The 26,203-nt window shown below is 73.8% G+C and carries 21 protein-coding genes and 1 pseudogene; 13 read left to right on the top strand and 9 right to left on the bottom strand.

Going from position 1 to position 26,203, the window contains the following annotated elements:
- Positions 1–232: 232 nt before the first annotated feature.
- From AUV08_RS10910 to AUV08_RS10865, 10 genes are all read left to right on the top strand, one after another.
- Positions 233–967, top strand: coding sequence for a GerMN domain-containing protein (locus tag AUV08_RS10910; protein ID WP_061866850.1), 735 nt, complete (start codon positions 233–235; stop codon positions 965–967).
- Positions 968–1,039: 72 nt separating this feature from the next.
- Positions 1,040–2,254, top strand: coding sequence for a PLP-dependent aminotransferase family protein (locus AUV08_RS10905; protein WP_061866849.1), 1,215 nt, complete (start codon positions 1,040–1,042; stop codon positions 2,252–2,254).
- 94 nt (positions 2,255–2,348) lie between these two features.
- Positions 2,349–3,947 (top strand): fumarylacetoacetate hydrolase family protein, encoded by a 1,599-nt coding sequence (locus AUV08_RS10900; protein ID WP_041102617.1) that lies wholly within the window; start codon positions 2,349–2,351, stop codon positions 3,945–3,947.
- 2 nt (positions 3,948–3,949) lie between these two features.
- A complete protein-coding gene (locus AUV08_RS10895; RefSeq protein ID WP_061866848.1) occupies positions 3,950–4,651 on the top strand; it encodes a GntR family transcriptional regulator in 702 nt (233 codons plus the stop codon).
- 83 nt (positions 4,652–4,734) lie between these two features.
- Positions 4,735–6,279, top strand: coding sequence for a 5-carboxymethyl-2-hydroxymuconate semialdehyde dehydrogenase (gene hpaE / locus AUV08_RS10890; protein ID WP_061866847.1), 1,545 nt, complete (start codon positions 4,735–4,737; stop codon positions 6,277–6,279).
- Between the two features lie 262 nt (positions 6,280–6,541).
- Positions 6,542–7,708 carry a 3,4-dihydroxyphenylacetate 2,3-dioxygenase gene (gene hpaD / locus AUV08_RS10885; RefSeq protein ID WP_061866846.1) on the top strand — a complete coding sequence of 389 codons (1,167 nt, stop codon included), beginning with the start codon at positions 6,542–6,544 and terminating at the stop codon, positions 7,706–7,708.
- Positions 7,709–8,110: 402 nt separating this feature from the next.
- Entirely contained in the window at positions 8,111–8,896 is a 786-nt protein-coding gene (locus AUV08_RS10880; protein WP_036313537.1) for a 2-keto-4-pentenoate hydratase, read from the top strand.
- A 131-nt stretch (positions 8,897–9,027) separates the two neighbouring features.
- The gene (locus tag AUV08_RS10875) at positions 9,028–9,888 is read left to right on the top strand and encodes an HpcH/HpaI aldolase/citrate lyase family protein (protein WP_061866845.1); all 861 of its coding nucleotides are present in this window, start codon (positions 9,028–9,030) and stop codon (positions 9,886–9,888) included.
- 209 nt (positions 9,889–10,097) lie between these two features.
- Positions 10,098–11,048 carry a hypothetical protein gene (locus tag AUV08_RS10870; RefSeq protein ID WP_060974235.1) on the top strand — a complete coding sequence of 317 codons (951 nt, stop codon included), beginning with the start codon at positions 10,098–10,100 and terminating at the stop codon, positions 11,046–11,048.
- Between the two features lie 172 nt (positions 11,049–11,220).
- Entirely contained in the window at positions 11,221–12,717 is a 1,497-nt protein-coding gene (locus AUV08_RS10865; RefSeq protein WP_060974236.1) for a YdiU family protein, read from the top strand.
- A 27-nt stretch (positions 12,718–12,744) separates the two neighbouring features.
- On the opposite strand, the gene AUV08_RS10860 is transcribed toward AUV08_RS10865, so the two are convergent.
- Both AUV08_RS10860 and AUV08_RS10855 read right to left on the bottom strand, forming a co-directional pair.
- The gene (locus AUV08_RS10860; RefSeq protein WP_061866844.1) at positions 12,745–14,034 is read right to left on the bottom strand and encodes an NAD(P)/FAD-dependent oxidoreductase; all 1,290 of its coding nucleotides are present in this window, start codon (positions 14,032–14,034) and stop codon (positions 12,745–12,747) included.
- Positions 14,031–14,360: a bifunctional 3-phenylpropionate/cinnamic acid dioxygenase ferredoxin subunit gene (locus AUV08_RS10855; protein ID WP_002857882.1), complete on the bottom strand. Its 330-nt coding sequence runs from the start codon at positions 14,358–14,360 to the stop codon at positions 14,031–14,033. Before AUV08_RS10855 ends, AUV08_RS10860 begins: the two co-directional genes overlap by 4 nt.
- A 321-nt stretch (positions 14,361–14,681) precedes the next feature.
- On the opposite strand from AUV08_RS10855, the gene AUV08_RS10850 reads away from it, so the two are divergent.
- Positions 14,682–16,745 (top strand): LysM peptidoglycan-binding domain-containing protein, encoded by a 2,064-nt coding sequence (locus AUV08_RS10850; protein WP_041102608.1) that lies wholly within the window; start codon positions 14,682–14,684, stop codon positions 16,743–16,745.
- A gap of 187 nt (positions 16,746–16,932) precedes the next feature.
- On the opposite strand, the gene AUV08_RS10845 is transcribed toward AUV08_RS10850, so the two are convergent.
- The 3 genes from AUV08_RS10845 to AUV08_RS10835 are packed head-to-tail and all read right to left on the bottom strand — an operon-like array spanning position 16,933 to position 19,696.
- Complete coding sequence (locus AUV08_RS10845; RefSeq protein WP_020624468.1) at positions 16,933–17,598, bottom strand: 3-oxoacid CoA-transferase subunit B; 666 nt, start codon at positions 17,596–17,598, stop codon at positions 16,933–16,935.
- 8 nt (positions 17,599–17,606) lie between these two features.
- Positions 17,607–18,371, bottom strand: coding sequence for a 3-oxoacid CoA-transferase subunit A (locus AUV08_RS10840; protein WP_020624469.1), 765 nt, complete (start codon positions 18,369–18,371; stop codon positions 17,607–17,609).
- 47 nt (positions 18,372–18,418) lie between these two features.
- Positions 18,419–19,696: a thiolase family protein gene (locus AUV08_RS10835; RefSeq protein ID WP_020624470.1), complete on the bottom strand. Its 1,278-nt coding sequence runs from the start codon at positions 19,694–19,696 to the stop codon at positions 18,419–18,421.
- Between the two features lie 95 nt (positions 19,697–19,791).
- Here AUV08_RS10835 and AUV08_RS10830 point away from each other — a divergent pair, with 95 nt between their 5' ends.
- Positions 19,792–20,664 carry an IclR family transcriptional regulator C-terminal domain-containing protein gene (locus tag AUV08_RS10830; RefSeq protein WP_020624471.1) on the top strand — a complete coding sequence of 291 codons (873 nt, stop codon included), beginning with the start codon at positions 19,792–19,794 and terminating at the stop codon, positions 20,662–20,664.
- Positions 20,665–20,823: 159 nt separating this feature from the next.
- Here AUV08_RS10830 and AUV08_RS10825 read toward each other — a convergent pair whose 3' ends face one another.
- Positions 20,824–22,539: an NAD(P)-binding domain-containing protein gene (locus AUV08_RS10825; RefSeq protein WP_196489433.1), complete on the bottom strand. Its 1,716-nt coding sequence runs from the start codon at positions 22,537–22,539 to the stop codon at positions 20,824–20,826.
- A 330-nt stretch (positions 22,540–22,869) separates the two neighbouring features.
- Here AUV08_RS10825 and AUV08_RS10820 point away from each other — a divergent pair.
- Positions 22,870–23,253, top strand: a pseudogene (locus AUV08_RS10820) (DUF4352 domain-containing protein); the annotation flags it as partial.
- A 68-nt stretch (positions 23,254–23,321) separates the two neighbouring features.
- Here AUV08_RS10820 and AUV08_RS10815 read toward each other — a convergent pair.
- The 3 genes from AUV08_RS10815 to AUV08_RS10805 form a co-directional block, all read right to left on the bottom strand.
- Positions 23,322–23,747, bottom strand: coding sequence for a carboxymuconolactone decarboxylase family protein (locus tag AUV08_RS10815; protein ID WP_020625039.1), 426 nt, complete (start codon positions 23,745–23,747; stop codon positions 23,322–23,324).
- A gap of 63 nt (positions 23,748–23,810) precedes the next feature.
- Complete coding sequence (locus AUV08_RS10810) at positions 23,811–24,608, bottom strand: alpha/beta fold hydrolase (protein WP_020625038.1); 798 nt, start codon at positions 24,606–24,608, stop codon at positions 23,811–23,813.
- Between the two features lie 66 nt (positions 24,609–24,674).
- Positions 24,675–26,114 (bottom strand): lyase family protein, encoded by a 1,440-nt coding sequence (locus AUV08_RS10805; protein WP_051995299.1) that lies wholly within the window; start codon positions 26,112–26,114, stop codon positions 24,675–24,677.
- Positions 26,115–26,203 lie beyond the last annotated feature (89 nt).

Genomic DNA, 26,203 nt, shown 5'->3' with positions numbered 1-26,203 from the left:
TCATCGGCCTCATACCTCCTGCGGAGACGCCCCTCCGGCCTCACTGGCACCGACCCGAGTCAACAACGTCATGCCCTCCTACACCTAGCCCGCCGCGGCCGTCCGCCCGCGGGCCCCTTCCCACCCGTGGGAGGCCTCACATCCGCTCGCGGCGGGCGAGGCGGACGGCCGTAGCATGGAGAGGCCGTCGGCCCGTCCGACGCCGCCGAGCCCCGACCGCCAGGAGTACCCGATGCGCCCGACCTCCCCTTCCCGCGCCCTGCGGCTCACGGGTGCCGTGGCCGTCGCGTGCCTGCTGGCCGGCTGCGCGGTCGACCCCGGCCTGGCCGAGGATTCGGCGTCCGACGACGGCGTGCCCCTGCCCGCGACGGAGGGGTACCAGCCGCTGACGGTCTACCTCGCCGTCGCCGAGGCGGAGGCGGTCCCGGGGACGAGCGGCCGGCCCTTCGGCTGCGGCGACCTGCTGGTGCCCGTGCAGACCGTGCCGACGGACACCGAGGACGAGGCGGACGCCGCCCTGGACTTCCTGTTCGCGGACGAGCAGGGCTGGCACGGCGACCCGTCGCTGTGGAACGCCGTGTTCGACGCGCGCGAGACCCTCATCCCGACCGGGCACCGCCGCGAGGGCGACGTGGAGATCTTCACCTTCACCGGCACCGTGATGCCGGAGGACGACTGCACGGCCGAGCGGATCCGCGCCCAGCTGCAGGCGACCGCCGCCGCCTTCACGTCAGCGGGACAGGTCCGGCTCGAGGTGGACGGCCGGGACCTCGACGACGTGCTGGGGCTCGAACCGCTCCGCCTCGGCGAGTCCGTGGACGTCCCGCAGGGGGACCCCACGCCGAGTGGGGAGCCGAGCGACGGATCCGGCGGGCAGACGTGGGCGCCGGCCGAGGAGTCGTCGTGGGGTCCCGCCGAGCCGACCCAGGGCACGTGGTCCCCCGGCCAGGAGCCGAGCGCCCCCTGACCGCGCGACCCGCCGTCGTCGCCCGTCATCGGGCCTTCGGGCACGGCCGCGCCGTGCTATAGGGTGCCGAGCGTGCGGAACCTCCGAGATCACCTGTCCCAGCGCGCCGTCGGCGTGAAGCAGTCCGCGGTCCGCGACGTCTTCGACATCGCGATGGACCCGAACCTCGTCTCGCTCGCGGGCGGGAACCCGTGGCTCGCGGACCTTCCCCTCGACGAGCTGGGCCGGATCGCCTCCGACCTGATGACCCGGTTCGGCACGGAGTCCCTGCAGTACGGCCCGGGCCAGGGCACCGAGGCGATGCGTGCCGCCGCGACCGCCGTGATGGCCGCCGACGGCATCCCGGACGCGGATCCCGACCTCGTGGTCATCACCCCCGGCTCGCAGGCCGCGATCGACACCGCCTGCCGAGCGTTCGCGAACCCGGGCGACGTCGTCGTGGTGGAGGACCCCACGTTCGTGGGTGCGTTGACCACCTTCACCACCTGGCAGCTCGAGGCCGTGGCCACGGGCACCGACGACCACGGCCTGGTGCCCGCGGCCCTCGACGAGACCCTGACCCGCCTGGCCGCCGAGGGCCGCCGCGTGGCCTTCCTCTACACGATCCCCTCGTTCGCGAACCCGTCGGGCGCCCTGCTGCCTGCGGGCCGCCGCGCCGAGGTGGGCGCGATCTGCGAGAAGCACGGCGTGCTCATCGTGGAGGACAACCCGTACGGGCAGATCGCGTTCGACGGCGAGCCCGTCGCCCCGATCGCCGCCGACCACCGGGACAACGTGGTCCACCTCGGCACGATGTCCAAGATCTTCTCCCCGGGCGTGCGCATCGGCTGGGCGCTCGTGCCGGCCGCGCTCCAGCGCGAGTTCTACCTGTGCGCGGAGTCGGCCTACATCCACGCATCCACGTACTCGCAGATGCTCTCCACCGCCTTCGTCACGCAGCTGGACTGGCAGGGCCACGTCCGCCACGTGACCGGGCTGTACCGCGAGCGGGCCGGGGCGCTCGTGGACGCGGTGCGTGAGCACTGGGACCCGGGGGTCGAGTTCATCACCCCGCAGGGCGGCTTCTTCCTGTGGGCCACCCTGCCCGCCGGGGTGGACACCCTCGAGGTGATGCACCGCGGCATCGAGGCGGGCGCGGTGTTCGTGCCGGGGGCGGCCTTCACCCCCGTCGAGGGCACGCACTCCACCCTGCGCCTGGCGTACTCGTTCGTGGCGGCCGAGAAGCTCGTGGAGGGCGTGCGGCGCCTGGCCCCGGTGGTGAACGAGTCGATCGCCCGGGCCCGCTGAGCCGCGGCGGGCGCCCACGACGACGTCGGCCCGGCGCGTCTGCCGGGCGTGCGACCTCTTCCCCGGGCCCGCGAGATCGTATACGATCTCGACCATGACGCAGAGCACACCGGACCCCACGCCCACCGTCACCGAGCACGACTTCACCGTCCGGGAGAACCGGCCGGGCAAGGTGCTCGCCGTCCACCTGAACTACCCCTCCCGCATCGCCCAGCGGGGCCGGTCCCCGCAGGCCCCCGGCTACTTCCTCAAGGCCGGCACCTCCCTCGCCGGCAGCGGCGACACCATCGAGCGCCCCGCCGGCACCGAGCTGCTCGCCTACGAGGGCGAGATCGCGCTGATCATCGGCCGCACCGCCCGGCGCGTCAGCCCGGAGGAGGGCTGGTCGCACGTCTCCGGCATCACCGCCGCCAACGACTGGGGTCTCTACGACCTCCGCCACGCGGACAAGGGCTCCAACGTCAAGAACAAGTCCGGCGACGGCTACACCCCGCTCGGCCCCGCGGTGATCTCCGCCGCGGGCCTGGACCCGGCCGCCCTGCGCGTGCGCACCTGGGTCAACGGCGAGATCGTCCAGGACGACACCACCGAGGGCCTCGTCTTCCCGTTCGGCCAGCTCGTGGCCGACCTCTCGCAGCTCATGACGCTCGAGGAGGGCGACGTCATCCTCACCGGCACCCCCGCCGGATCCTCCGTGGCCCAGCCGGGCGACGTCGTCGAGGTGGAGGTGGACGCCCCCAGCGCCCCCGGCGCACCGACCACCGGCCGCCTGGTGACGACGGTCGTCGACTCGGAGCACTCCCTGGCCCCGTTCGGCGCGCAGCCGCAGGTGGACGACGTGCAGCGCGAGGAGGCCTGGGGCTCCCGCGAGGCCGCCGGTCTGGCCCCGCAGGCCGCGGCGCCGTCGTCGTCCGCGGTGGACGAGAACGGCCACTGGGTCGCGAGCGCCCCGCAGCCGGACCGCTCCCTGCTGACCCCCGAGCTGCGCGCCAAGATCGACGCCATCGCGGTGGCCACCCTCACCGCCCAGCTGCAGAAGCGCGGCGTCCAGAACGCGACCATCGACGGCCCGCGCCCGATCCACCGGGGTCGGCGCGTCCTCGGCTACGCCAAGACCCTGCGCTACATCCCCAAGCGCGAGGACCTGGCCAAGGAGTTCGGCGGCGGCTTCAACGCCCAGAAGCGGGCGATCGACTCGGTGCAGCCGGACGACGTGGTGGTCATGGAGGCCCGTGGCGAGCACGGCACCGGCACCCTCGGGGACGTCCTGGCCCTGCGCGCCCAGGTGAACGGCGCGAACGCCGTGATCACGGACGGCGGCATCCGCGACTCCGCCGCCGTCGCCGAGGTCGGCCTCCAGGTGTACGCCGGCGCCACGCACCCGGCGGTGCTGGGCCGCCGTCACATCCCGTGGGAGGTCGGCGGCACCATCGCCTGCGGCGGCACCACCGTGCAGCCCGGCGACATCATCGTCGGCGACGACGACGGTGTGGTGGTCATCCCGCCGTCCCTGCTCCAGGAGGTTGTGGACGACGCCTACGAGCAGGAGCTCCAGGACGCCTGGGCGTACGAGCAGGTCAAGGCCGGCTACCCGGTGGACGGGATGTTCCCCCCGAACGCCGAGTGGAAGGCCAAGTTCGCCGAGTACCGCAAGACCCTGCCGGACGCCCCGGCCCCGGAGGGCGACGCCTGAGCATGCGCCGCACGGACATCGGAACGGTCGGCCTCGCAGGCGCCCCCGTCTCCAAGGCGGACCGCGCCTACCAGGCGATCCTCGAGGGGATCCGGGACCAGCGCCACGAGCCGGGCGACCGGCTGGTGCTGTCCCAGATCGCCGCGGAGCTGGGCATGTCCGTGGTGCCCGTGCGGGAGGCGATCCGCCGCCTGCAGTCCGAGAAGCTGGTGGCCTACGAGCGCAACGTGGGCGCCACCGTGGTGGGCATCGACCCGGTCGAGTACCGCCACACCATGGAGACGCTGGCGCTGGTGGAGGGGTTCTCCACCGCCCAGTGCGCCCCGCACGTGACCGCCGAGGACCTCGCGGCGGCCCGCGAGGTGAACGCGACCATGCGCGCGATGACGGAGTCGGAGAGGGCCTGGGACCCGGTGGCGTTCACCGAGCTCAACCGCCGCTTCCACTCGATCCTGTTCGAGCATCACCAGAACGAGCACGTGCACGACCTGGTGCACCGCGGCTGGAACCGCCTGGCCGCGCTGCGCTCCTCCACGTTCGCGTACGTGCCCGGTCGGGCGGTGGCCTCCGTGGACGAGCACGAGCACCTGCTGCGCCTGATCGAGGACGGGGCGCGCTTCGAGGAGATCGAGGCCGCCGCCCGCGCCCACCGCCTGAACACCCTGCACGCCTACCTGGAGCACAGCGCCGAGCCGTCCGCGTGACCGCCGGCCGGACCGGCGCCGACGCCGGCTGCTCCAGGCCCCGATCATCAGACCCACCCGAAGCACTCAGCGAAAGAGACACCATGACGGAGAAGACCAGCATCGAGGCCCGCAAGCCCGCGGGCCTGCCCGACGTCCTGCGCCACTACATCGACGGCGAGTTCGTCGACTCGATCGACGGCGACACCTTCGAGGTGCTCGACCCGGTGACCAACGAGCCGTACCTGACGGCCGCCTCCGGCAAGGCCGCGGACATCGACCGCGCCGTCGCCACCGCGAAGCGGGCCTTCGAGTCCGGCGATTGGTCCCAGGCCCTGCCGCGCCAGCGCTCCCGCGTGCTGCACCGGATCGCCGACATCATGGAGACCCGCGGCGACCAGCTGGCCGAGATGGAGTGCTTCGACACCGGCCTGCCGATCAAGCAGGCGAGGGGCCAGGCCGCCCGCGCCGCCGAGAACTTCCGCTTCTTCGCGGACCTGATCGTGGCCCAGCACGACGACACCTTCAAGGTGCCGGGCCGCCAGATCAACTACGTGAACCGCAAGCCGATCGGCGTCGCCGGCCTGATCACCCCGTGGAACACCCCGTTCATGCTGGAGTCCTGGAAGCTGGCCCCGGCCATCGCCACCGGCAACTCGGTGGTGCTCAAGCCCGCCGAGTTCACCCCGCTCTCGGCCTCCCTGTGGGGCGGGATCTTCGAGGAGGCCGGCCTGCCGAAGGGCGTGTTCAACATGGTGCACGGCTTCGGCGAGGAGGGCTACGCGGGCGACCCGCTCGTGAAGCACCCGGACGTGCCGCTGATCTCCTTCACCGGCGAGTCCCGCACCGGCCAGATCATCTTCGCCAACGCCGCCCCGCACCTGAAGGGCCTGTCCATGGAGCTCGGCGGCAAGTCCCCGGCCGTGGTGTTCGAGGACGCGGACCTGGACGCGGCGATCGACGCGACCATCTTCGGCGTGTTCTCCCTGAACGGCGAGCGCTGCACCGCCGGCTCCCGCATCCTGGTCCAGCGCTCCGTCTACGACGAGTTCGTGGAGCGCTACGCCGCCCAGGCCTCCCGCGTGAAGGTCGGCCTGCCGGACGACGAGACCACCGAGGTCGGCGCGATCGTGCACCCGGAGCACTTCGAGAAGGTCATGTCCTACGTGGAGATCGGCAAGACCGAGGCCCGCCTGGTGGCCGGCGGCGGCCGCCCGGAGGGCTTCCCCGAGGGCAACTTCGTGCAGCCCACCGTGTTCGCGGACGTGGCCCCGGACGCCCGGATCTTCCAGGAGGAGATCTTCGGCCCGGTGGTGGCCATCACCCCCTTCGACACGGAGGAGGAGGCCCTCGAGCTGGCCAACAACACCAAGTACGGTCTGGCCGCCTACATCTGGACCAACGACCTCAAGCGCGCCCACAACGTCGCGCAGAACGTGGAGGCCGGCATGGTGTGGCTCAACTCCAACAACGTGCGGGACCTGCGCACCCCGTTCGGCGGGGTGAAGGCCTCCGGCCTGGGCCACGAGGGCGGCTACCGCTCGATCGACTTCTACACCGATCAGCAGGCCGTGCACATCAACCTCGGCGAGGTCCACAACCCGGTGTTCGGCAAGCAGGAGCAGGCCGCGGCGAAGATCGACGGCTGACCCCGCGCTGACCGGCGACCACGACGGCGCCCGCACCGTCCCTGCGACGGTGCGGGCGCCGTCGTCGTGGTGGGGCCAGGCCGGGCCTCTCCCCCCGGCCCACCCGACGCGGGTTGAGTTGTCGCGGGTGCGGGCGCCCCGGACCCGCGACAACTCAACCCGCGTTCCTCGACGGCCTTCCCGCCGGTCGCCTGGATCGTATACGATCGAGTGAGCGACCGTGTCCCAGGCCACAGCGCACCGCCATCACCAAGGAGCACCGATGACCAACCTCGAGAGCCGCCAGAAGACCTCCTCCGGCTTCTTCGTCACGAAGGAAGCCCCCATCGACCCGGAGAACCCCCTCCCCACCCCGACGTCCGAGGCGCCGGACATCCTGCGCTGCGCCTCGATGGAGCTCGTGGTCACGGACCTCGCCCAGTCCCGCGAGTTCTACGTGGATGTGCTCGGCCTCGTGGTCACCGAGGAGGACGAGGAGACCGTCTACCTGCGCTCCATGGAGGAGTTCATCCACCACAACCTGGTGCTGCGCCAGGGCGAGACCGCCGCCGTGGCCGCGTTCTCCTACCGCGTGCGCACCCCCGAGGACCTGGACAAGGCGGTCGCCTTCTACGAGGAGCTGGGCTGCCGCGTGGAGCGCCGGAAGGACGGCTTCGTCAAGGGCGTCGGCGACTCCGTGCGCGTCGAGGACCCGCTGGGCTTCCCCTACGAGTTCTTCCACGACGTCGAGCACGTGGAGCGCCTGGCCTGGCGCTACGACCTCTACACCCCGGGCGCCCTGGTCCGCCTGGACCACTTCAACCAGGTGACCCCGGATGTGCCGCGTGCCGCCCGCTACATGCAGGACCTGGGCTTCCGCGTCACCGAGGACATCCAGGACGAGAAGGGCACCGTCTACGCCGCGTGGATGCGCCGCAAGCCCACCGTGCACGACACCGCCATGACCGGCGGCGACGGCCCCCGGATGCACCACGTGTGCTTCGCCACGCACGAGAAGCACAACATCCTGGCGATCTGCGACAAGCTCGGCGCCCTGCGCATGTCCGACCACATCGAGCGCGGTCCGGGTCGCCACGGCGTCTCCAACGCGTTCTACCTCTACCTGCGTGACCCGGACGGCCACCGCGTGGAGGTCTACACCCAGGACTACTACACCGGTGACCCGGACAACCCCGTGGTCACCTGGGACGTGCACGACAACCAGCGCCGCGACTGGTGGGGCACCCCGGTCGTGCCGTCGTGGTACACCGACGCCTCCCGCGTGCTGGACCTCGACGGCAACCTGCAGCCGCTGGTCTCCCGCACCGACGACTCCGAGATGGACGTGACCATCGGCGCCGACGGCTTCTCCTACACCCGCGAGGGGCAGGGCGAGGAGTCCATGCCGGAGTGGAAGCAGGGCGAGTACAAGCTCGGCAACCAGCTCTGACCGGCACGGCCGGCACCGCTTCGGGACACCACGACGACGGCGGGCACCCACCTCGGGTGCCCGCCGTCGGCGTCCGCCCTCCCTACCATCCTCCGCGTCTCCGCGTCTCCCCGCCCCACGCCGTTCGAGGCGGAAAATCCACCTCATTCGAGCCGGGAGGGCCAGTTTGAGCTCGATTTCCCGCCTCGAAGCGTGGGGAGCAGGGGTGTCCCGCCTCGCAGACGGGCGTCGGGGGGCTGGCCTGGCTCACGGTGCACCGCCGCAAGCCCGGGCTGGGCATCGGGACGCGCGCCCCGGACTGATCCGGGGCGGTGACAGGATGGCGACGGGGCCGGGGGCCGAGCCGCGTAATCGTATACGATCAAGGCCAGGCCCCTGCCCGTCGTCGTGAAGGAGACCGCTGTGCTGGACCACGAGACCCACGTCAAGATCGCCGACGAGCTGCACCGTGCGGGCATCGACCGCGTGCCCGTGCCGCGGCTGACCGCGCGTTACCCGGAGATGCAGATCGAGGACTCGTACGCCGTCCAGCGCATCTGGGCCGAGCGCCAGGTCGAGGCGGGCCGCCGCAAGGTGGGCCACAAGATCGGCCTGACCTCCAAGGCCATGCAGGACGCGACCGGGATCGACGAGCCGGACTACGGCGTGATCTTCGACGACCAGGTGTTCGAGTCCGGCCACGTGTACGAGTGGAAGAAGTACACCCACCCGCGCATCGAGATGGAGCTGGCGTTCGTGCTCCGGGACGAGCTGCGCGGGCCCGGCCTGAACCTGATGGACGTGCTGCGCGCCACCGAGTACGTGGTGCCCGCGCTCGAGGTGTTGGACTCGCGCATCGAGATGGCCGGCCGCACCATCACGGACACCATCTCGGACAACGCCGCCCTGGGCTCCCTGGTGATCGGTGGCCGCCCCGTGGGCGTGCACGACGTGGACCTGCGCTGGGTGTCCGGCATCCTCTCCCGCAACGAGGAGATCATCGAGACCGGGGTGGCCGCGGGCGTCCTGAACCACCCGGCCAACGGCGTGCACTGGCTGGCCAACCGCATCGCCGGGCACGGGGACGCGCTCGAGGCCGGTGAGATCGTGCTCGCCGGCTCCTTCACCCGCCCGATGTGGGTGCACGAGGGCGACACCGTCTACGCCGACTACGGCCCGCTGGGCACCATCACCTGCCGCTTCGCCTGAGCCGCCCGCCGTCGTCGTCGCCCCGCCCGCCCGCAACGCGGGTTGACCTATCACCAGTACGACGCCGCTCCACCCGCGACAACTCAACCCGCGTCGGGTGGAGGGCGCGGAGAACCCCGGAGGAACGTCCCATGCCCGTCCGCCACAACCCGCAGCCGCTGTTCCGCGACCTCTTCACGCCCGAGGCCGTCGCCGCCCGTGGGGGCCGCCCCGCCGCCGGCATGTTCCTCTCCTCCGGGGACCCGACGACGGCGGAGATCTGCGCCGGCGCGGGCCTCGACTACCTGCTCATCGACGCCGAGCACGCACCGCTGACCCTGCAGGACGTCCTCGCCCAGCTGCGCACGATCGCCGGCTACCGTGTGCCCACCCTGGTGCGCGTGCCGGCGCTGGACACCGTGGCCATCAAGCAGTTCCTGGACCTGGGCGCCCAGTCGCTGCTGGTGCCCATGGTCGACGACGCCGCGATGGCCCGCCGCGCCGTGGCCGCCGCCCGCTACCCGGACGGCTCCGCCGAGGGCGGGGTGCGCGGCGTGGGCTCCGCCCTGGCACGCTCGGGCCGCTGGAACCGGATCCCCGGCTACCTGCCCGGCGCGGCGGACCACGTCTCCGTGATCGTGCAGATCGAGACGGCCGCCGGCGTGCGGAACGCGGACGAGATCGCGGCGGTGGACGGGATCGACGGCGTCTTCATCGGCCCCTCGGACCTCTCCGCGTCCCTGGGCCTGCTCGGCCAGCAGTCGCACCCGGACGTGGTGGCCGCGGTCGAGGAGGTCATCACGAAGGTCAAGGCCGCCGGGAAGATCGTGGGCGTCAACGCGTTCGTGCCCGCGCAGGCCGACGCCTACGCCGCCGCCGGTGCGGACTACGTCAACGTGGGCGCCGACGTCGCCCTGCTGGCCCGCGCCGCCGAGGCCCTCGCCGACCGCTGGTGCCCGGAGCCGAGCGACGCCGCGGCCGACGGGCAGAGCGCGCCCCGCGCGTCGTACTGATCCGGTCATCCCCTCACTTCGGGGCGCGAAATCCACCTCAAGAACGCCCGGTCCTGGCCCATGACGTGGATTTCCCGCCTCGAATGGCTCGGGGCCGGCGCCCCGGGGGACGTCACCGCCTCCTGCACAACCGCACCGGACCCCCTCGTGCGTCCCCAGGCCCCCGCTCGTCCGTCTCGGGACGCGGAGCGACGGGGCACGCTCGCCGCATGTCCCGTCGCCCCGCCCCGCTGCCGCCGTCGATCGACCCCGCCGCCTTCACGGTCGACGACGCGCGCCGGGCGGGCGTGACGTGGTCCCGACTGCAGTCCTCAGACCTGCGGCGGCTGCGCCACGGCGTCTACGGGCCGGCCGGCCCTGCGGCGGCCCCCGTCCGTGAGTGGACGATGGATGAGATCCGCGCGTACCAGCGGCGCCATCCCGATGTCGTCGTCAGCCATGAGACCGCCGCCCGCCTGCACGGCCTGACCGTGCCCGAGCGGCTGCTGGCCCCCGGTGCGGTGCACGTCAGCGTCGGCACCTCGGGTGGCCGGCCGGTCCAGGCGGGTCTGGTGCCCCACCGCATCGAGGTGCTGGAAGGACAGCGGATGACGCGGGGCGACGTGCTTGTGACGACGCCGGCCCGCACGCTGTGGGACCTGTGCGCGGCACGGTCGGCGCTCACGGAGCGGGACGTCGTCGTCGCCGGTGACGCGCTTCTCTGCCCGCCGTGGCTGCCCGGCGGCGGACGCGGGGCTCCCGCCTACACCCCGGAGGAGCTCGTCCGATCGCTGGTCGAACGGGGACGTTTCCGGGGGCGCGGGCTGGCCCGGGCGGCGCTGGCGAGGATGCGCGTGGGGGCGGATTCGCCGCGCGAGACGCGTCTGCGGCTGGCGCTCGTGGACGCCGGGCTGCCGGAGCCCGAGGTGCAGTGCCGGCTGGACCCGTCAAACCGCCACGCTCCGACGGTCGACCTCGGGTATCGGCCGTGGCGCCTCGCGTTGCAATACGAAGGCGAGCACCACCGCACCGCCGAGCAGCAGGCCCGGGACGTGCTGCGCGACCGCTGGTGCGCCGACCACGACTGGCTCTCGATCAAGGTCATGTGGGCCGATGCCCGGGACGACTACGCGGACGTGGTCGCGCGGGTGCGGCGCCGGGCGGCCGCGTTCGGTGGGTGACCCGGTGAGATCCACGGTCACCGCAGTCCGCCACGGCCCCCCGTTTCGAGGCGCGAAATCCAGGTCATAGGGCTCTGGTCCACGCCCATGGGGTCGATTTCCCGCCTCGAAAGGACGGGCCCGGTGGGAGCCGGTCCGTGAACACCCGTCCTCCCCCACGTAGCGTGGCCCCATGACCACGTCCGTTCCCGCCCTGAGCTCGCATTTCGCCGACACCTTCCCCGAGCTCGCCCTGCCCTGGCAGGCCCAGGCCACGGACGGCCCGCAGCTCGTCCTGCTCAATGCCGGCCTCGCGGCGGAGCTCGGCCTCGACGCCGAGTGGCTCGCCACCGACGACGGCGTCTCCTTCCTCACCGGCGAGCAGCCCGGCCCGGACGCGCGGCCGGTCGCGCAGGCGTACGCGGGCCACCAGTTCGGCCACTACTCCCCCCGCCTGGGCGACGGGCGCGCCCTCCTCCTCGGCGAGCTCACGGCTCCGGACGGTCGGCTCCACGACCTGCATCTCAAGGGCTCCGGTCGCACGCCCTTCGCGCGCGGCAACGCCGACGGGCAGGCCGTGCTCGGCCCCATGCTCCGCGAGTACGTGGTCTCCGAGGCGATGCACGCCCTCGGCGTGCCGACCACGCGGGCGCTGGCCGTCGTCGCCACGGGCCACCCCGTGCGCCGCGAAACCGTGCTGCCGGGTGCGGTGCTGGCCCGGACGGCCGCGTCGCACCTGCGCGTCGGCACGGCCCAGTACGCCGCGGCTCTCCCCGAGCGGGCGGACCCCACGGAGGTGCTGCGCCGGATCGTCGACGAGGCCATCGCCCGCCACCACCCGCACGCCGCCGACGCCGAGCACCCCGCGCTCGCGCTCTACGAGGCGGTGATCGCCGCGCAGGCCGAGCTCGTCTCCCGCTGGATGCTCCTCGGCTTCGTCCACGGTGTGATGAACACGGACAACATGACCCTGTCCGGCGAGACCATCGACTACGGCCCCTGCGCGTTCATCGACGCCTTCGACCCGGCCGCGAGCTTCTCCTCGATCGACACCCAGGGCCGGTACGCGTACGGGAATCAGGGGCCCATCGCGGCGTGGAACCTCGCCCGGCTCGGCGAGGCCCTCGTGCCCGTGCTCGACGACGACCCCGACCGCGCCGTCGCGCTCGCCCAGGAGGCGCTGGGCAGGTTCCACGGCGTCCATCTCGCGGCGTGGCGGGGCGGACTGCGGGACAAGCTCGGCCTCCCGACGTCGGTGGCGGAGGACGACGTCGCCGCGCTCACCGACCGCCTGTTCCCGTGGCTGGCCGCGGCGCGGGCCGACTGGACCTCGTTCTGGGTGCGGCTGGCCGAGCACACGGCGGCGCCCGTGGACGACGACGCGGCGCGCACCGAGGCGGCACGACTCGTCCCCGGCGCCCCGGACCCCGCGGGGCTCGCCGCCTGGCTTGCGGACTGGCGGGCGATGGGTCCCGATCCGGCCCGGATGCGCGCGGTGAACCCCGTCTACATCCCGCGGAACCACCTGCTCGACGAGGCCCTGACGGCCGCGGAGGGCGGGGACCTCACCCCGGTCCACCGGCTGCTCGAGGCCGTCACGGATCCCTTCACCCCGCGCCCCGGGTTCGAGCGGCACGCGGAGCCGGGTCCGGCGGACGGGGCCCCGTTCGTCACCTACTGCGGCACCTGACCGCTTTCGTCGACGAAACGGGCGCTCTCACCCCCGCGCCAGCGACTTGACCGGCACGGCCGGGTCCGCGAGCGCGGCGGCGTCCACCACGATCCCCCGGTCGATGATGCGCCGGGCGGCCTTGACGGTCATGGGGTCGTCGATCGACGCGGCCCCGCGCAGGGTCCCGTCCGCGGCCAGGGCGAAGCTCGCCACCACGACGCCGCGCACCTCGCGGTCCACGATCCGCCCGCCGGCCGGCACCGTCATGTCCCCCACGGCCTCCACGTGGGCGTCGTACCGGTCGGACCAGAACCACGGGGCGCCCGGGGCGTCCGCCTGCTCCCCCAGGATCGCCGCCGCGGCGGCCGCACCGGAACGCAGCGCCGGCTCCCAGTGCCGCGACGGCGCCCACGCGGACTCCCGGGCGCGCGCGGCGTCGCCCACGGCCAGGATCCCGGGCACGGTCGTGCGGCCCATCGCGTCCGTGAGCACGCCGTCGGCCACCTCCAGACCGGCGTCCGCGGCGAGGGCGGTGTCCGGCACGGTGCCGCCAGCCAACACCACGACGTCGGCGTCCACGGTCCGCCCGTCGTGGAGGTGGAGCCGGTGGGCGGCCGGCAGTGCGGCGCCGCCGTCGGCGTCCCGGTGCTCGATCCAGGCCGCCCGCCCGACCTCGACCGCGACCCCGTGCTCGGCGTGCATCCGGTGCAGGCGGGCGGCCAGCGCTGGCCCGACCGCCGCGCGAGCCGGGGCGTCCGTCCCGGTCACGAGCGTCACCGCGGCGAGCGAGCGGCGCGCCGCGGCCGCGACCTCCGCCCCCGTGAAACCGCCGCCCACGACCGCCACCTCGGTCCCGAACGTCAGGCGGTCGCGCAGGGTCTCGGCGTCGGCGCGGGTGCGCAGGGTGATCAGGTCCGGGTGGTCGGCGCCGGCGACGTCGAGGGCCCGGGGTCGCCCGCCCGTGGCGAGCACGACCGCGTCCGTGTCCAGGACCCGCCCGGAGGCCGTCTCCACCCGGTGGGGCGCGGGGCCGCCGTCGGGGTGGACGCCGCCCGGCACCACCCGGACCGCCTCGTCCTCCACCAGCTCCACCCCGTGCTCGGCGAACCATGCCGGCGGGGCGAGCAGCAGGCGGTGCGCGTCCGCGTCGCCGGTCAGGAACTCCTTGCTCAGGGGCGGCCGGTCATAGGGCACGCCCTGCGGGTCCACGAGGGCGATCCCGCCCGCGAAACCGCGGCGCCGCAGCTCGCGGACCACGGCGAAGCCCGCGACGCCGCCGCCCACCACCACGACCGAGCCGGGCACGCCCGCCGGGGCGTCGACGTCGTGGCTCATGCGCCGGGGACGAGGTAGAGCTGGCCCTCGCGCTCCTCGACGCGGTGCACGCCGACGCCCTTGGTGGCGGGCAGGCAGAGCGCCTCGCCGGTGCGCAGGCAGAACTGCGCGGCGTGCAGGGGGCACTCCACGCGGTCGTCCTCGAGCCAGCCCTCGGCCAGCGAGGCGTCCTCGTGGGTGCACGTGTCGTCGATCGCGTGGAACTCGCCCGCGTCCGTGTGGAACACCGCGACGTCGTCCCTCGTCCCCGCCGTCGCCGCCGGGACGACGATCGCCTCGCCCTCCGGGACGTCCGCCGCCGCGCCGATGTGGATCGGCTCCGCCATGGTCTGCCTCCTCTGGTTCCCGGGCCGGGCGGCCCGTGGTGGTCTCCCGTCACCGTATCCCCCGGCGCGGACCCGACACCCCTCCGCTGTGCTCCGCCCCGGTGCCACACCGCGCCCACCTGTGAATGGGTGAACCGGACATCACGGGGGCGTGAAATCACCCGACAAGCCTCCGAAAGATGTTCCCGGGAATGGTCGATCACGCTACGATCACGACGGCTCTCCGGCCCTCATCCCGCCCTCACCACGTCACCGACCCGGGGAGGCGACACGGCCCGCCCCTGTCGTTCCTCGGGCACTCCACCTTCCGAAGGCATCCGCATGAAGATTCTCCCGCCGCGTTCCGCCGCGTCCCCCCGCCCGCTCGCGCCCGCCGTCGCGGTCGCCGCGCTCTCCGTCCTCGTCGGCGGCCTGCTCCCGCAGCCGCCGTCCGCGACCACGGAGGGCGCCCCCGACGTGCGCCCGCTCGACGACGCCGCCCGCGCCACGACCGTCGGCGCGGCCGCGACCCCCGCGTCGGCCGCTCCCGTCGAGGGCGCCGGCGTCGCGACCGTCCCGCAGGAGGGCGAGAACCTCGTCCCGGCCGAGGAGGCTCCGGCCGGCGTCGTGCTCGGCGAGCCCGTGGTGGACCGCCCGTTCACGGTGGCCGCCGCCGTGTGGGACACCGCGGCGGACGACGCCGTCGAGCGCGTGGAGATCCGCGTGCGTCAGGACGGGGCCTGGGGCCCGTGGCAGGTCCTGGATCGGCCCGTCCTGCCTGAGGACGCCGCCCCCGCGCGCACCGGCACGGACCCGTTCGTCGCGTTCGGCGCGGACGGCGCCCAGCTGCGCGTGACCACCGCCGACGGCGCAGCCCCGGCCGGCCTCGAGCTGTCCCTCATCGACCCGGGCACGGCCGCCACGGACGAGACCGTCGCGAGCGCGCACCCGGCGGTGACCGCCGAGCAGGCCGCGGAGACGGCCGGCCTGCCGCGGGGCGTGAAGTCGAGCGCCGTCGTCGGGGGCGCCGCACCCGCCGAGGCCCGCACCGTGGCCACGGCCTCGGATGCGCGCGCGAAGATCCTCCCGGACGTGATCACCCGCGCGCAGTGGGGCGCGGACGAGTCCTGGGCCGAGTCCTCCCCGCAGTTCGACCAGGTGCGCGCGCTGACCATCCACCACACGGCCGGCACGAACGACTACTCGCGCGCCCAGGCCGTGGAGCAGATGCGCGGCATCTACGCGTACTACACGAGGACCCTCGGCTGGGGCGACTTCCCGTACCACCTGATCACGGACCGCTTCGGCAACATCTACGAGGGCCGCCGCGGCGCCCTGGACTCGAACCCGCTGGGCACGCACGCGGGCGGGTTCAACCGGGGCACGATGGGCATCTCCACGATGGGCAACTACGACGTGGTCGCCCCGTCCGAGGAGGTGGTGGACGCGATGGCCCGCGCCACCGCCTACTACCTGTACCGCGACGGCATCGACGCGCGGGGCCGAGTCACCCTGACCTCGGGCGGCAGCACGAAGTACGCCGCGGGCACGCCCGTCACCGTGGACACGATCTTCCCGCACCGGGCCACGTCCGCGACCGCGTGCCCGGGGCAGCACCTGATGGCCCGCTTCGACGACCTGCGGGACCGCGCCGAGGCCATCGCGACGGCGGCCGGCCAGCCGCCGGCACCGGCCACCCCGGCTCCGACGCCGGCCCCGACGACCGAGCCGTCGACCGCCGGCACGTACACGGTGCAGCCGAACGACGGCTGGTGGACCATCGCCCGCCGCACCGGCGTGCCCGCGGCCACCCTCCAGGAGCTCAACGGCATGACCGAGTCGACCGTGCTCCACCCGGGCATGGTGCTGCGCACCGTCGCCGACCCGACCGCCCCGGAGCCCACCCCGATCACCACCGGCACCTACACGGTGCAGCCGAACGACGGCTGGTGGGTCATCGCCCGACGGACCGGCGTCAGCGCCGCGGAGCTCCAGCGGCTCAACGGCATGACGGCGTCCACCGTCCTGCACCCCGGCATGGTGCTCATCACGGCCGCCACGGCGCCGGCTCCCACGCCCGCCCCCGCGCCGGCCCCGGGCACGTACACGGTCCGCGAGGGCGACGGCTGGTGGATCATCGCCCACCGCACCGGCGTGACGATGGAGACCCTCCAGCGCCTCAACGGCATGACCGCGACCACCGTGCTGCACCCGGGGATGGTGCTGCGGACCGGCCAGACCGCCTCCGCCCCGGCGCCCTCGCCCGCCACCTACGTGGTCCAGGCGAACGACGGCTGGTGGCTCATCGCCCAGCGCACGGGCGTCTCCATGGAGCGCCTGCAGCGCCTCAACGGCATGACGGTCTCGACCCTGCTCCACCCGGGCATGGTGCTGCGCACCGCCTGAGCACCCCGCCGGGACGACGTCGGCCCGCACCTGCGCGCGAAGGTGCGGGCCGCCGTCGTCGGTTGAGTTATCACCGGTCGCAGGCCGCCGCACCCGGGATAAGTCAACCGGCGTTCCTCCCCACGAGAAGTCGACGACGGCGCAGGCCTCCGGGAGCCCGTGGGGCCGGTGACTGCGGCGCGGCGGCTCAGTCCTCGAGCTTCTCGAACCGCACGCCGGGGTGCGCCGCCTCCAGCTCCTCCCACGTGATGCCGTGCAGCTCGCGGACCCGCACGACCCCGGAGGCGTCCAGCAGGAAGACGCCCCGATCCGCGTAGATGCGGGAGACGCAGCCGACGCCGGTGAGGGGGAACGTGCACTCGGCCAGCAGCTTCGGATCGCCCTTCTTGGTGAAGAGATCCATCATCACGTAGGTGTCCTTGGCGCCGATCGCCAGGTCCATCGCACCCCCGACGGCGGGGATCGCCCCGGGCTTGCCCGTGGACCAGTTGGCGAGGTCGCCGGTCGCGGAGACCTGGTAGGCGCCGAGGACGCACACGTCCAGGTGGCCGCCGCGCATCATGGCGAACGAGTCGGCGTGGTGGAAGTACGCGGCCCCGGGCAGCTCGGTGACGGGGATCTTGCCGGCGTTGATGAGGTCTTCATCGATCTGCTCGCCCTCGGCCTGCGGGCCGAAGCCCAGCATGCCGTTCTCGGTGTGCAGGGTGACGTTCTTCTCCGCCTCCAGGTAGTTGGACACCGTGGTGGGCTGGCCGATGCCCAGGTTCACGAAGGAGCCGGGGGCGATGTCCGCCGCGATCGTACGGGCCAGTTCGTCCTGGGTCAGCGGGGTGTCGGTCTGGGTGATGCTCATCGCTCTCCTCACTTCCCCTCGGCGGCCGGCTCGGCCGCGGTCGTCGTGGCCGCGCACGGCTTCGGCCGGCCCTCCGCCAGGGCAGCCCGCTCGGCGCGCTCCTTCTCCCCGGACTCGGTGTCGATCCGCACCACGGTGTCCGTGTAGATGCCGGGGGTCACCACGTGCTCCGGGTCGATCGGCTCCTCGCGGACCTCGTCCACCTGGACGATCGTGGTGGCGGCGGCCGCGGCCATGACGGGTCCGAAGTTGCGGGCGGTCTTGCGGTACACGAGGTTGCCGTGGCGGTCCGCCGCGTACGCCTTGATGAGCGCGACATCGCCGCGGATCGGGGCCTCCAGCACGTAGTGCGTGCCGTCGATCTCGCGGACCTCCTTGCCCTCGGCCAGCTGCGTGCCGTAGCCGGTGGGCGTGAAGAAGCCGCCGATGCCGGCGCCGCCGGCGCGCAGGCGCTCGGCCAGGTTGCCCTGCGGGACGAGCTCCAGCTCGATCTCCCCGGCACGGTAGGCCTCGTCGAAATGCCACGAGTCGGACTGGCGCGGGAACGAGCAGATGATCTTGGCGACCCGCCGCTCCTTGATCAGCAGCGCCAGGCCCGCGTCCGCCTGGCCCGCGTTGTTGTTGACCACCGTGAGGCCGGTGGCCCCGGACTCGAGCAGCGCGTCGATCAGCTCCATCGGCTGGCCGGCGTTGCCGAACCCGCCGATCAGCACCGTGGCGCCGTCGGTGATGCGGGAGACGGCCTGCGCGGCCGTGTCCACGAACTCCAGCATGGGGACTCCTTGGATGAGGGGGTCGGGTGGGTGCTCGGCCGGACGCGTCAGCGCGCGGCCACGTTCTCGAGGACGACGGCGATGCCCTGGCCCACGCCGATGCACAGCGCGGCCACGCCCCACCGCTCACCGGAGGCCTCGAGGCGGCGGGCCAGCGTGCCGAGCACGCGGGTGCCGGAGGCCCCGAGGGGGTGGCCGATCGCGATCGCGCCGCCCCAGGCGTTCACGATCTCCGGGTCCACGCCCCAGGCGTCCGTGCAGGCCAGGGACTGGGCGGCGAAGGCCTCGTTGAGCTCGACGGCGGCCACGTCCTTCCAGCCGATCCCGGCGCGGGACAGGGCCCGGTTCACCGCCTCCACCGGCGCGTAGCCGAAGAAGTCGGGCTCGTTGGCGGCGGTGGCGCGGCCGGCGATGCGGGCCAGGGGCTCCAGGCCGAGCACATCGGCGCCCGTCGACGAGCCCAGGAGGGCGGCCGAGGCGCCGTCGTTCATGGGCGAGGCGTTGCCCGCCGTGACGGTGCCGTTCTCCCGGCGGAACACGGTGCGCAGGCCGGCGAGGGTCTCGGGGGTGGAGTCCGGGCGGACGGTCTCGTCCCGCTCCAGGTCCGTGCCGGGCACGGCGGCCACGAGGGAGTCATACCGCCCCTCGTCCCACGCCCGCGCGGTAAGGCGGTGCGAGCGCGCGGCGAACTCGTCCTGGCGCTCGCGGGAGATGCCGAAGCGCTCGCGCAGCAGCTCCGTGGCCTCGCCGAGCGAGACGGTCCACTCCGGCGGCATCGCGTCATTGATCAGGCGCCAGCCGAGCGTGGTGTTCGCCGCCGCCAGGTCGTGCATGGGGAACGGGCGGGTGGTCTTGGGCAGCACCCACGGGGCACGGGACATCGACTCCACGCCGCCCACGAGGACCACGTCCGCCTCGCCGGTGTTGATCTGGCGGGAGGCGATGATCGCCGCGTCCAGGGAGGAGCCGCAGAGGCGGTTCACGGTGGTGCCGGGGATGGACAGCGGCAGGCCGGCCAGGAGGGTGGCCATGCGGGCCACGTTGCGGTTCTCCTCGCCCGCGCCGTTGGCGTTGCCGAAGACGACCTCGTCGATCCGCTGCGGGGCGGCGGCGTCCGTGCCGGCCTCGATCGGGCGGCCGGCGGCGGCGTCGGCCACGGCCTGGGCGGACGCGGCGCGCAGGCCCTCCAGGCCCGGGGCGCGGTCCACGAGGGTGCGGACCACGTGGGCGGCCATGTCGTCGGGGCGCACCCCCGACAGCGCGCCGCCGACCTTGCCGAAGGGGGTGCGGACGGCGTCGAACACGTAGGCATCGGTGAGGCTCATGGCCTCACCGTAGGACCGCCTCGGCGGGCGGGGAAGGGTGTGTGCGTGACGCGCACGGGCGTGCGCTGTGCGCATAGCGGACTACGCTGGCGGACATGACCGACGACGTCGACGCCCCCGGCGCACGTCCCGCGTCGGGCGGGGACGTGGTGCGCGCCCTGGCGTCCGGTCTGGCGGTGCTGCGCGCGTTCACCCCGGACACCCCCACGCTCTCGGTGAGCGAGGCCGCGACCGCCGCGGGGGTCACCCGGGCCACGGCGCGGCGCATGCTGCTGACGCTCACGGAGCTCGGCTACGCCGTGCAGGACGGGCGGCGGTTCGCGCTGACCCCGCGCGTGCTGGAGCTCGGCCACGGCTACTGGTCCGGCCGGTCCGTCTCCGAGATCCTCCGGCCGATCCTCACCCAGGCCTCGCAGCGCCTGCACCAGTCCTGCTCCGCGGGCGTGCTCCACGGGGCGCACCTGATGTACATCGCGCGTGTGCACACCGAGCGGATCCTGCGGGTGAACCTCGACGTCGGCACGCGCCTGCCCGCGTTCACCACGTCCATGGGCCGCGTGCTGCTGGCCGACCTGCCCGAGGACGAGGCCTGTGCCCTGCTCGCAGGCGCCCCGCGCACCCCCGCCACGGAGCACACCCTCACGGACGTGGACGCGCTGATGGCCGAGCTGGCGCGCGTGCGGGAGCAGGGCCACGCCGTGGTGACCGCGGAGCTGGACGCCCATCTGAGCAGCGTCGCCGTGCCCGTGCGCGACGCCGAGGGGCGAGTGGCCGTGGCGATCAACACGGCGCTGTCCCTCGGGCCGGACCATCGCGACCCGGGCGCGCGCCGGGCGGCCCTGCGGACCGGGGCCCGCGTGCCGGCGCCGCGCACGCCGGAGGTGGCGGCCGCCGTCGTGCAGGCCCTGCCGGTGCTGCGCGCCGCCGCGGACGACGCCGAGGCCGCCCTGGCCGCGCTCCAGCGCTGAGCGCCCACCCCCTTCAGCACTCCCCGCACCCGCATCCGCACCAGCACCAGCACCCGCCCCCGCGAATCGACTGCGGTTCTGACCCGTCTGAGGCCCGGAACGGCCGCCAGAAGGGTCGGAAGTGCAGTGGATTCGGAACGGGAAGGGCAGGGTGGGGGGTCAGGCCGGGAAGCGGCGGAGGTACTCCTCGAGGGAGTCGTCCGGGCGGTCCATCCACGGCACCGGGTGCGCCGCGGCCAGCGTGCCGGTCACGGTCGAGCGGTGCCGCCGGTCGCGGAACGTCCGGACGTCCTCGATCCGGGCGTCGCGCATCTCGAGGAAGGTGCGGGCCACCGCCTCGACGTCCACCTCCGGGCAGTCCGTGTGGGAGGACAGGTCCTGGATGTACGCGCCCTGGTAGGCCAGCGCGGCCGGCGGCCCGTCGATCCGCGTCATCCGCTCGAACCAGGCGTCCATGTCGGCCCGACGCTCCTCATCGCCGGGCACCGGGACGCGGCCGAGCAGCACGTCGCGGGCGAAGAAGGCCTGCGCGTCCAGGAGCGTCAGGGTGAACAGCTGCTGGGTGGCACCCAGGTAGAGCACGCGCGGGTCGGCGTGCCAGACCACGCCCTTCCACAGCCCGAACGGGGCCAGCAGGTTCGGGCCGGCCAGCGCCAGCTCGCCCGGCAGGAAGGGGTAGTGGTGGCGGTAGCCGGTGCACAGCAGCACGGCGTCGTACTCGGCGGTGGAGCCGTCCGCGAAGGTGACCTCCGCACCGTCGAACCCCTGCACCTCGGGGGCCTCGTCCATGCCGGCCGGCCACGCGATGTCCTGCGGGCGGGCACGGTAGGCGGTGGTCACGTGGGCGGCGCCGGCGCGGTGCAGCTGCAGGGCCAGGTCCTGCCCGGAGTAGGAGGAGCCCACCACGAGCACGCGACGGCCCGTGTACGGCTCCGGGCTTCGGTAGTCGTGGGCGTGCTGGACCTGCCCGGGGAAGGTCTCCACGCCGGGCCAGGACGGCAGGTGCGGGGTGTGGAAGTGCCCGGTGGCCACCACGACGCGGTCGAACCGCTCGGTGACGGCCTCGCGCGTGACCAGGTCCTCCGAGGTCACCCCGAACCCGCCGTCGTCGAGCGGCTGCACCCAGCGGACGGCCGTGGCGAACCGGATCTGCGGGCGGATGCGCCCGGCCACCTCGGCCACCCGGCCCACGATGTAGTCCCGCATGGCCTCCCGCGGGAGGTACGAGGACACGGCGCGGCCGAAATGCGCATCGAACGGGTAGTCCGGGTACTCCATGCACTCCTTGGGCCCGTTGATCCACAGGTCCCGGTACATGGCGGAGTGCACGGGCTCGCCGTGGCGGTCCGCGCCGGTGCGCCAGTCCAGGTTCCACTGGCCGCCCCAGTCGTCCTGGCGCTCGAACGCCACGACCTCCGGGACCGCCGCCCCCGCGTCCTCGGCCAGGGCGAGGCTCCTCAGCAGGGCCATGCCGGACGGGCCGGCTCCGATCAGGGCGACGCGCTCACGCATGGGTGTCCTTCCGAGAGTGGGGGTGGGGCGGCTCGGCCCGACCGTAGCACCGGCCCCCGCGAATCGACTGCGGTTCTGACCCTTCTCCGGGGTGGAACGGCCGCCAGAAGGGTCACAAGTGCAGCGGGCCACCCGCACCATGATCGACCCGCCGAACGGGGCGCGGCGGACAAGGGTCACGGCCGCCACGGCCATGAGTCCGAGGCCGTAGAGGAGGCCGGCCGGGTCCCACATGCCCAGCACGACGCCGGACCCGGCGTCGGCAAGGTCGGCATCGTGCCGGGCGAAGACCTCCTGGGCCAGCTGGAACGCGATGCTCCGGGGAGTACTCCCAGCTTCCTCTACGGCATGCGATACTCCCATCATTCATTACTCAATTCACGCGCCGTGCATGGCAGCCGTTGGCCACAACGGCATGTGACATCACTGCGCCCTCCCGAAGGAGCATCGTGGCCCGCAAGAGCAATCCTGTGTATTACGACGCCAACGGCAATGTCGTGCAGCCCCCCGCGAAGAAGAAAGGGGGGTGTCTCAAGTACGCCCTGATCGGCCTGCTCGCCCTGATCGTGATCGCCGTCCTCGCCTCCATGATGGGCGGCGGTTCGAACAGCACCTCGGAGGGGGGGCGGAGAGGCCGCCTCCCAGGGCGAGACCAGCTCCAGCGACGAGGCAGCCAAGGTCGGCCTCGGCCAGGAGTTCACCGTGGGCGACTGGGCCACGACCGTTGAGTCGGTCGATACGCCCGTCGCGAGCGTCGGCCCGTCCGGCTTCTCCACGGAGGCCCAGGGCGAGTTCGTGCCCGTGCAGATCAGCGCGAAGAACAACGCCAAGGAGGAGCGGACGTTCTTCGCCGACAGCGTGAAGCTCGTCAGCGCAGACGGGGCCGAGTACAGCTACAGCACGGACGCATCGATCTACGGCACCGAGAACGGCATGAACATCGAGCCGACCAACCCGGGCAACGTGGCCAGCGGCTACCTGTGGTTCGACGTTCCGGCAGGGACCGAGATCACCCAGGTCAAGGTCTCCGGGGGCGGCCTCTCCCTCGATCAGCCGGTGGTCGTCGAGCTCGACTGATCAGCGCGCAGACGAGGCCCCATGTCCTTCCCGGGCATGGGGCCTCGTGCGCGCTGTGAACGTTGCGCTCAGAGCGGCCTGCCCTCGGCGAGGTCGGCGTCCTCCTGGGCGAGCTTGAACGCGATGTTCGCCGCCGGCACGGAGGCGTAGACCGCGGTCTGCAGGAGGATCTCCTGGATCTCCTCCCGGGTCAGGCCGTTGCGCAGGGCGGCGCGCGGGTGCATGGCGCACTCGTCCCAGTAGCCGCCGGCCACCATGGCGGAGATGGTCACGGCTGAGCGCATCCGCCGGTCCAGACCGGGCCGCGTCCAGATCGTCCCCCATGCGTAGCGGGTGATCAGGTTCTGGAAGTCCTCGGTGGTGGCGTCCTTCCTCGCCTCGGCGCGGTCCACGTGGGCGTCGCCCAGGACCTCGCGGCGCACGGCCATGCCCGCGTCGAGCACCTCCTGGGAGGTGCGGTCCATGTCGTGCCCGATGGGCTGCTCGGCGCTCATGCGCAGTCTCTCCTCGTGGTGGGGGCGTCGTCGTGCGGGGCAGGGCGGGAGGGGGCGGGCGGCTCAGCGCGCCGGGAAGGCGGCCAGGGCCGCGGCGGTGCGCTCGGGCTGCTCGAGGGGGGCCTGATGGGCGGTCTCGTCGAACACGTGGGTCACGGTGCCCGGCACCGCGGCGGCGATCTCCTCGCCCGCCGAGGGCGGGGTGACCTGGTCCGCCACGCCGTGGATCGTGAGGACGGGGACGGCGATCTCCCCGAGGCGCCCGCGCACGTCGAAGTCGGCCAGCGCCTCGCACAGGCGCGCGTAGGAATGGCGGTCCGCCTCCTGCAGGGTGTGCAGCAGGCCCGTCGTCCGCTCCGGGTGGGCCGCGATGAACCCGTCGGCGAACCAGCGCTGCGCCGAGCCCTCGACGAGGGTCGGGGTGCCGGCACGCTCCACGAGCTCGGCGCGCTCGCGCCAGGACCCCGCCTCGCCGATCTTCGCGGCGGAGCAGATCACGGCCACACCGGAGACGGTGTCCGCGTGGTCCAGGGCCAGCTGCAGCGCCACGCACCCGTTGAGGGAGACGCCCGCGAAGTGCACGGGCAGGTCCGCGGGAACGGTGCCGTCCTCCTGCAGCGCCTGCACGGCGGCGACGACGGCGTCCGCCAGCTCCGCCATCGAGAACGGCTCGGCGTGGGGCTCGGAGGCGCCGTGGCCGGGCAGGTCGTAGCCGACCACCACGGTGTCCTCAGGGAGCTGCTGCGCGGCGAGGCTCCACAGGGCCTGGACGCCGGTGCCGAGGCCGGCGCCGACCACGAGCACGCGGGCGGGGTCCTGGGCGGGCTTCAGGAGGGTGGTGGTGACACGGGGGGTGCTCATGGGCGGTCCTTCCTCTGCGGCGGCGCCGCACCCCGAGGGGCGCGGCCGGTTCTGACGGAGATGGTCTCAGGTGCGGGGCGGCGTCGTCGTGCCCCGGCGGGCGGCGAGGAGGCGGTCCACGAGGGCCTCGGCCTCCCCCGTGTAGGCGGCGGGGTCGAGGAGGTCGTCGAGGCGGGCGTCCGGAACGGACTCCGGGACCGCCGCGCGCAGCAGGGCGCGGAAGTTCCCCTCGCACGCCAGGGAGCGGTCCACGACGTCCTGGATCAGCCGCTTCCCGGAGCCCGGCTCGCCGGAGGCCTCGTCCAGCTCCGGAGCCAGCTCGGCCATGATCGGCTCGGAGACGAGCAGCGGGCCGGTGAGCTCCAGGTTGCGCCGCATGCGGTCCTCGTGGACGCGCAGGCCGGAGACGAGCTCGCGGGTCAGGGCCGCGGTCCCGCCGGCCACCCGCAGCAGGCGGCGCAGCGCGGGCCACTCGGCGTGCCAGGCCCCGTCCGGGCGCTCGTCGTCCGCGGCGCCGGCCGCCGTGTACACCCGCGCCGCGAGCCCGGGGGCGGACAGCGCGGCGGAGCGGATCAGCACGGAGAGCACGGGGTTCTGCTTGTGCGGCATCGGGGAGGAGCCGCCGCGGCCGGCCGCAAGCGGCTCACCGAGCTCGCCGTTCTCGATCCGCGCCGATGTCAGCACGTCGTTGGCGATCTTCCCGCACGCGGCCACGACGTCGGCCAGGGCCGCGGCCACGCCCGTGACGGCCATGCGGTTCGTGTCCCAGGGCCCGGCGGGGGCGGCGAGGCCCAGCTCGGCGGCGAGGTCCTCGACCAGGGTGAACGCGGTGACCTCGGGGCCGAGGGTCCCCGCGCGGTGCGCGCGGTCGACGTGCCCGGACAGGGAGGCCAGGGTGCCGGCGGCGCCGCCCCACTGGACGGGCAGGTCCGCGACGGCGGCGGCGAGCCGATCCGCGGCCTGGCCGAGGCCGTCGAGCCAGTTCGCGGCGCGCAGCCCGAAGGTGGAGGGCAGGGAGTGCTGGGCGAGGGATCGGGCGACCATCGGCGTCGAGCGGTGGGCGCGGGCCAGCTCCGCAAGCGCGTCCTGCGCGGCGGCGAGGTCCTCGGCCAGGATCGCGCCCACCCGGCCCACCATGACCATCAGCGCGGAGTCCACGACGTCCTGGCTCGTGGCGCCCAGGTGCACGGCGCGGGAGCCGGCCGGCAGCTGCGCGCGCAGCGCCTTCAGCGCCGGGATCAGGGGGGTGCCGCCGCCCTGGGCCGCGCGGGCGAGCGCGGCGAGGTCGTAGGCGTCCGGGTCGCCCGCCGCCGCGGCGGCCGCCGCCTCCGCCTCCGTGGCGAGCCCGTGCCGGGCGAGCACGCGCACCCAGGCCGCCTCGACGTCGAGCAGGTGCCCCAGGAAGGTGCGGTCCGCGGTGGCGGCCTCCGCCCGACTGCCGGCCCAGGCCGGATCCAGGAGGCCGACGTCGGCGACGGCGGCGAGGTCGGCGGCGGCTGAGGTCATGGCGGGCTCCTGGGGTCGGAGGGGTGGGATCGGGCTCCGGAGGCGGCGTCAGGCCCGACCCGTCCCGCGTGTGGGAGGGGCCGGGCCTG

It is taken from the genome of Micrococcus sp. CH7 (assembly GCF_001595485.1).
Classification (GTDB): Bacteria; Actinomycetota; Actinomycetes; order Actinomycetales; family Micrococcaceae; genus Micrococcus; species Micrococcus luteus.
Note: the sequence above shows the minus strand (reverse complement) of the source record. Positions and strands in the feature narration are given on the sequence as shown.

Bases quoted from the DNA above. Each gene is read 5' to 3' on its own strand.
- AUV08_RS10855 (WP_002857882.1), bottom strand. From the start codon at position 14,360: ATGGCGGAGCCGATCCACATCGGCGCGGCGGCGGACGTCCCGGAGGGC.
- AUV08_RS10845 (WP_020624468.1), bottom strand. From the start codon at position 17,598: ATGAGCATCACCCAGACCGACACCCCGCTGACCCAGGACGAACTGGCC.
- AUV08_RS10810 (WP_020625038.1), bottom strand. From the start codon at position 24,608: ATGAGCACCCCCCGTGTCACCACCACCCTCCTGAAGCCCGCCCAGGAC.
- AUV08_RS10850 (WP_041102608.1), top strand. From the start codon at position 14,682: ATGAAGATTCTCCCGCCGCGTTCCGCCGCGTCCCCCCGCCCGCTCGCG.
- AUV08_RS10835 (WP_020624470.1), bottom strand. From the start codon at position 19,696: ATGAGCCTCACCGATGCCTACGTGTTCGACGCCGTCCGCACCCCCTTC.
- AUV08_RS10815 (WP_020625039.1), bottom strand. From the start codon at position 23,747: ATGAGCGCCGAGCAGCCCATCGGGCACGACATGGACCGCACCTCCCAG.
- hpaE (WP_061866847.1), top strand. From the start codon at position 4,735: ATGACGGAGAAGACCAGCATCGAGGCCCGCAAGCCCGCGGGCCTGCCC.
- AUV08_RS10895 (WP_061866848.1), top strand. From the start codon at position 3,950: ATGCGCCGCACGGACATCGGAACGGTCGGCCTCGCAGGCGCCCCCGTC.
- AUV08_RS10860 (WP_061866844.1), bottom strand. From the start codon at position 14,034: ATGAGCCACGACGTCGACGCCCCGGCGGGCGTGCCCGGCTCGGTCGTG.
- AUV08_RS10840 (WP_020624469.1), bottom strand. From the start codon at position 18,371: ATGCTGGAGTTCGTGGACACGGCCGCGCAGGCCGTCTCCCGCATCACC.
- AUV08_RS10910 (WP_061866850.1), top strand. From the start codon at position 233: ATGCGCCCGACCTCCCCTTCCCGCGCCCTGCGGCTCACGGGTGCCGTG.
- AUV08_RS10805 (WP_051995299.1), bottom strand. From the start codon at position 26,114: ATGACCTCAGCCGCCGCCGACCTCGCCGCCGTCGCCGACGTCGGCCTC.
- AUV08_RS10825 (WP_196489433.1), bottom strand. From the start codon at position 22,539: ATGGGAGTATCGCATGCCGTAGAGGAAGCTGGGAGTACTCCCCGGAGC.
- AUV08_RS10900 (WP_041102617.1), top strand. From the start codon at position 2,349: ATGACGCAGAGCACACCGGACCCCACGCCCACCGTCACCGAGCACGAC.
- AUV08_RS10870 (WP_060974235.1), top strand. From the start codon at position 10,098: ATGTCCCGTCGCCCCGCCCCGCTGCCGCCGTCGATCGACCCCGCCGCC.
- AUV08_RS10865 (WP_060974236.1), top strand. From the start codon at position 11,221: ATGACCACGTCCGTTCCCGCCCTGAGCTCGCATTTCGCCGACACCTTC.
- AUV08_RS10830 (WP_020624471.1), top strand. From the start codon at position 19,792: ATGACCGACGACGTCGACGCCCCCGGCGCACGTCCCGCGTCGGGCGGG.
- AUV08_RS10875 (WP_061866845.1), top strand. From the start codon at position 9,028: ATGCCCGTCCGCCACAACCCGCAGCCGCTGTTCCGCGACCTCTTCACG.
- hpaD (WP_061866846.1), top strand. From the start codon at position 6,542: ATGACCAACCTCGAGAGCCGCCAGAAGACCTCCTCCGGCTTCTTCGTC.